Below are 4,092 nucleotides of genomic sequence, written 5' to 3' on the forward strand. Positions count from 1 at the left end.
AGTGCGTTGAGCATGACGACCCCTCTGCGGTCTAGCGTTGCTAGCAGTTGAGGCAACGCTAGACCGCAGAGGGGTCGTCATGCTCAACGCACTGCAGGTGTTCACCACCGTCGTCGTCGGCCTGATGGTGGGGGTGGAGTTCTCCGTCGCCTTCGTGATGAACCCGATCTTCAACGCGCTCCCGGACGACAGCAATCAACAGGCCCACTCCCACGGGGGCCGGATGCTCGGCGCGCTCATGCCGTTCTGGTACATCGGCTCGCTCGTCCTCAGCGCGGTCTGGGCCATCGCCGGATGGGACCGCCCCGGCGCCGGACTCGTCGTCATCGCCGCCGCGCTGCTGATCGTGAGCGTGATCATGTCGCTCCTGCTGCTCGTCCCGATCAACAACCGGGGCAAGACGTGGACCCCCGAGAACCGGCCCGCGGACTGGAAGGAGCAGATGAACCGCTGGGAGCGCTACCACTACGGCCGCGTCGCCGTCATCATCGCCGCCTTCACCCTGCTGGTCACCGCCCTCGTCTGAGGCCCCGGGCCCCATGCGTCTCAGCAAGCTCCACGAAGCTCACCAATCCGCCGAAGACCCGCAAGGAGAAGAACCGTGCCGCTGAAGAAGACCAACACCGTCCTGGCCGCCGCCTTCATCCTCTTCGTCCTCTGGTTCGGGACGGAGTACATCCTGAGCCCGGAGACGGTCGCGCCGGGCTACGGCCTGCCGAGCTGGCCGTCCGGCGACGGCGACGGCTTCCTGGTCGTCAAGGGGATCCGCGACGTCGTCATGGCCCTGGTCCTGGGCGTCCTGCTGGTGACGGGTCAGCGCCGGGCGCTGGGCTGGGCGCTGCTCGTGGAGGCCTTCGCCGCGTACGGCGACATGACCAACGTGCTGGCCCACCACGGCTCCGTGGCCACGGCGTTCGGCGTCCACTGCCTGACCGCGACGGCAATGGTGGCCAACGGCCTGCTGCTCCTGCGCGAGACCCGCAAGGTCGCGACGGCTCCGGCGACGCCCGCCCCGCAGCCCGCCTAGGACCTGTCTGACGATTCGCTGCGGGCCAGCGTCGCGCGCCCGGCGCGAATCGTCAGACAGGGCCCAGGCCACGGCAACGGCGGGAACGGCGGCACCGGGGGCTCCGGCTCCCTCCTCGGCCTGAACCTCGGCGGCCTGATCCCGATGTTCAACAACATCTCCACGAACAGCAACATCCACAGCCCCGGTGCCTCCAACACCAGTGGCCAGGCCTTCCACGTGAACGCACCCTGACCGGCTGAAAGGGCGCCCGGCCCACCGCCGAGCGGCCCCTCTCGATCCGCTGTGCAGCTCACGCTCGGGGCACCCCCGTCCCCGGGTGCGCCCGAAGCCGAAGCAGTGGCTCCCGTACGCCCCGAGGAGATCAAGCGAGGGCCTGAAGCACTCGTGGAGCAGGACTCCACCGTGATCTGACTGGACCTCTCCGTATACGCCCCTCACTTCCCGTTGGGGAGCCCGAGTACGACTCGGCGCTCCACGGTGGGGCGGGGCTCGGGTTCGTTCGTTGCTTCCTGTGCGGGGACCCGGGGCCCTGGCCTGCGGTTGTAGGAGTGGTGGGAGCAGGTGCAGCGGCGTACGACCAGAATCCCCGCGCCGTGCGGCAGCGGAACGTCCTTCGTCTGTCGGCACTCGCGGTGCATGTCCTCGTAGCCCGCGACCTGGGCGAGCCTGCACTCGGGGGACACGGCCGGCGCCCCCATCAGAGGACCCCGCCGCTGCTGGCCGAGTTCAGAGCGCGGTTGCGTTCCCTCATGGCCGTGAGCCGCTCCTCGCTGGTGGCCGGGCGGATATGAGCGGGGTCGGCGTCCCACTCCCGTCCGCCGGCGACCGGCCGGAGCTGCACGGCCGGACCGACGTGGCCCATCACGTACCCGAGCCTGTCGGTCCGGGCGTCGACCACGAGAGCCCCGACGCCGGCCGTCACCCCGCAGTCCCCCGCCGGAGCGCTTCGGCCAGCCGGGCAGCGACGTCGGCGCGCACCCGGCCCAGCTCCACGAGTTTCAGAGCCGGAGATCCGAGGTCGACTCCCAGCGACGGCAGGACGACCCCGACCCCGGCCAGTGCTTCCCGCAGGGACTCCATCGATACGAACGGGTCCACCTCGTGCAGTTCCTTCGTCTTCATGAACTCGACGCTAGGAACGGGGGGTTGCTCGGCGGTACGCCGTTTTCTCGCATTTGCTCGACGCGTGGACCAGATTGCTCGTGTTTTCTCCTGGACTCCGGCTGAACCCATAGTGCCGAGCCGGACCGCCGACCAGGCTGTTGGATCAACACCCCTGGAAGGGAGAGCGTCCATGGCACGCCAGTTGCGCTTCACCGGTACCGACAGCAAGATCGACGGCTGCCCCGCCCTGCACGCGGACGAGGCGACCGGCGAGATCATCGTCCAGGGCACGCCCATCACCGACCCGGCAGACCTCGCGCAGCTCCAGCTGCCCACCGAAGACTTCTGGATCTTCGACTCGCGCATCGTCGCCCTCCTCCGCTTCGACGACGAAGACAACTTGCTCGGCGTCGAGCTGATCACCGAACCGGCGGCGGTCGTCCGGTACTGCGTCGCCCGCGACGCGGCCATGCACCACGCCGTTCCGTACGACCGGTTCGCCACGCAGGTGGCTGCGGCCGAGTGACGGGGGACCGGTGAGCACGGACTACCAGCAGGCCCGGGAAGCGTTGGGGGCGCGCCTTCGCGAACTTCGCTTCACCTGCCCTGCCGGCCGGCTCACCGGTCAGCGGCTCGCCCAGCGGCTCGGCTGGCAGGGGTCCAAGGTCAGCAAGCTGGAGAACGGGAAGCAGACGGCCTCGCCCGAGGATCTGCGGGCGTGGGCCGACGCGACCGGGCAGCCCGATGCGTACCCCGAGCTGGCCGCTCGGCTGGCCGGGTTCGAGTCGCACATCCGGTCATGGCGCAGGGCTCTGGCGAACGGCTTCAAGCCCATGAACGAGGGGCTCACCGCCGAGATCAACCGCACCTCGAACATCTGGGTGTGGGAAGAGGCCGTGGTCCCCGGGCTGATGCAGACCCCCGAGTACGCGCGCCACGTCGTCCAGCGGTACGCGGACCTGCTGAACGTGGCCAAGGGCGTCGAGGACGCCGTACGCGCCCGGGCCCAGCGCCAGGAGTGGCTGTACCAGCCCGGCCGCAAGCTGCGCGTACTGATGTGGGAGGCCGCGTTGCGCTCGCTGATCTGCCCGCCGTCCGTGCTGGCCGCCCAGCTCGACCGCCTCACCGGCATGATCGGCATGGACACGGTCGAGCTGGGCGTCGTGCCGTTCACGGCACCGGTGAAGATCGTCCCCGCCAACGGCTTCTGGGTCCTGGACGACCGGCTGGTGGTCGCGGAGGACTGGCACGCCGAGCTGTGGCTGGACGACGCCGACAACATCGCCCTGTACCGGAAGGTCTGGAAGACCCTTCGCGAGTCGGCGGTGTACGGGGCCGACGCCCACAACGTCATCAACTCGGCCCGGCGCGCACTGGGTTCCCGCTGACGGACGGAGCCGGAGGGCGCTTCACTCGTACGGGGGTTCTTCGTACGGTGTGTCGGTCTGGACACGGTTTGCACGGTACGTTCACGCAAAACGGCCCCCGTCGATGGCGCCAACCATCGGCGAGGGCCTGAACCACTTGTGGAATCGGAGTCCACTGTGATCTATCGGCACTTTAACGCGCCCGCATGCGGCTTCACCCAGTTCTCGCACGACATCATCCGGCATCCCCGCCTCTCCTCCGACGCCGTCCGCCTCCTGACCTGGCAGCTCTCCCTCCCCCACGGCGCCCGCGAATCCCTCTCCCGCACCGCCGAACGTGCCCGGATCGGGGGATCCGCCTTCATCCGCGCCAAGCGCCAGCTCAAGGACGAAGGCTTCGTCCACGAACGGCGGGTGCAGGGGCCCGGCGGCCTCTGGTCCACCCAACAGCTCGTCTCCAGCACCCCGTTGACCGCCGACCAGGCCGCCAAACTCCTCGCCCGCGAGCCCGTACCCGCGTCTTCCCAGGTCGCACCGACTCCCCCGAAACCGGCCGTCGGCCGGCCGACGGCCGGTTTCGGGGGAGTCGGT

Annotated in this window: 7 protein-coding genes and 1 pseudogene; 5 read left to right on the forward strand and 3 right to left on the reverse strand. The window is 69.4% G+C overall.

Annotated elements, in window-relative coordinates; genetic code table 11:
* Positions 1–79: 79 nt before the first annotated feature.
* Both CCN56_RS29745 and CCN56_RS29750 read left to right on the forward strand, forming a co-directional pair.
* Positions 80–526 (forward strand): DUF1772 domain-containing protein, encoded by a 447-nt coding sequence (locus CCN56_RS29745; RefSeq protein WP_086831045.1) that lies wholly within the window; start codon positions 80–82, stop codon positions 524–526.
* Positions 527–601: 75 nt separating this feature from the next.
* Positions 602–1,027 carry a DUF4267 domain-containing protein gene (locus CCN56_RS29750; protein WP_086831046.1) on the forward strand — a complete coding sequence of 142 codons (426 nt, stop codon included), beginning with the start codon at positions 602–604 and terminating at the stop codon, positions 1,025–1,027.
* Positions 1,028–1,464: 437 nt separating this feature from the next.
* Here CCN56_RS29750 and CCN56_RS29760 read toward each other — a convergent pair whose 3' ends face one another.
* From CCN56_RS29760 to CCN56_RS29770, 3 genes are read right to left on the reverse strand one after another with little or no spacing between them, the layout of a single operon-like run.
* Positions 1,465–1,728 (reverse strand): hypothetical protein, encoded by a 264-nt coding sequence (locus CCN56_RS29760; protein WP_086831048.1) that lies wholly within the window; start codon positions 1,726–1,728, stop codon positions 1,465–1,467.
* Positions 1,728–1,952, reverse strand: a complete 225-nt coding sequence (locus tag CCN56_RS29765) for a hypothetical protein (RefSeq protein ID WP_086831049.1) — start codon at positions 1,950–1,952, stop codon at positions 1,728–1,730. Before CCN56_RS29765 ends, CCN56_RS29760 begins: the two co-directional genes overlap by 1 nt.
* Positions 1,949–2,152 (reverse strand): hypothetical protein, encoded by a 204-nt coding sequence (locus CCN56_RS29770; protein WP_086831050.1) that lies wholly within the window; start codon positions 2,150–2,152, stop codon positions 1,949–1,951. The genes CCN56_RS29765 and CCN56_RS29770 overlap by 4 nt, the downstream gene beginning before the upstream one ends.
* A gap of 172 nt (positions 2,153–2,324) precedes the next feature.
* Here CCN56_RS29770 and CCN56_RS29775 point away from each other — a divergent pair, with 172 nt between their 5' ends.
* The 3 genes and pseudogenes from CCN56_RS29775 to CCN56_RS29785 all read left to right on the forward strand — a co-directional run.
* Positions 2,325–2,660, forward strand: a complete 336-nt coding sequence (locus CCN56_RS29775; protein ID WP_086831051.1) for a DUF6879 family protein — start codon at positions 2,325–2,327, stop codon at positions 2,658–2,660.
* Between the two features lie 10 nt (positions 2,661–2,670).
* On the forward strand, positions 2,671–3,522 hold the full coding sequence (locus CCN56_RS29780) for a helix-turn-helix transcriptional regulator (RefSeq protein ID WP_086831052.1): 852 nt from the start codon (positions 2,671–2,673) through the stop codon (positions 3,520–3,522).
* Positions 3,523–3,678: 156 nt separating this feature from the next.
* A pseudogene (locus CCN56_RS29785) lies at positions 3,679–4,092 on the forward strand (hypothetical protein); the annotation flags it as partial.

The sequence above is a fragment of the Streptomyces sp. NRRL B-24572 genome (genome assembly GCF_002156145.1).
GTDB lineage: Bacteria > Actinomycetota > Actinomycetes > Streptomycetales > Streptomycetaceae > Streptomyces > Streptomyces vietnamensis.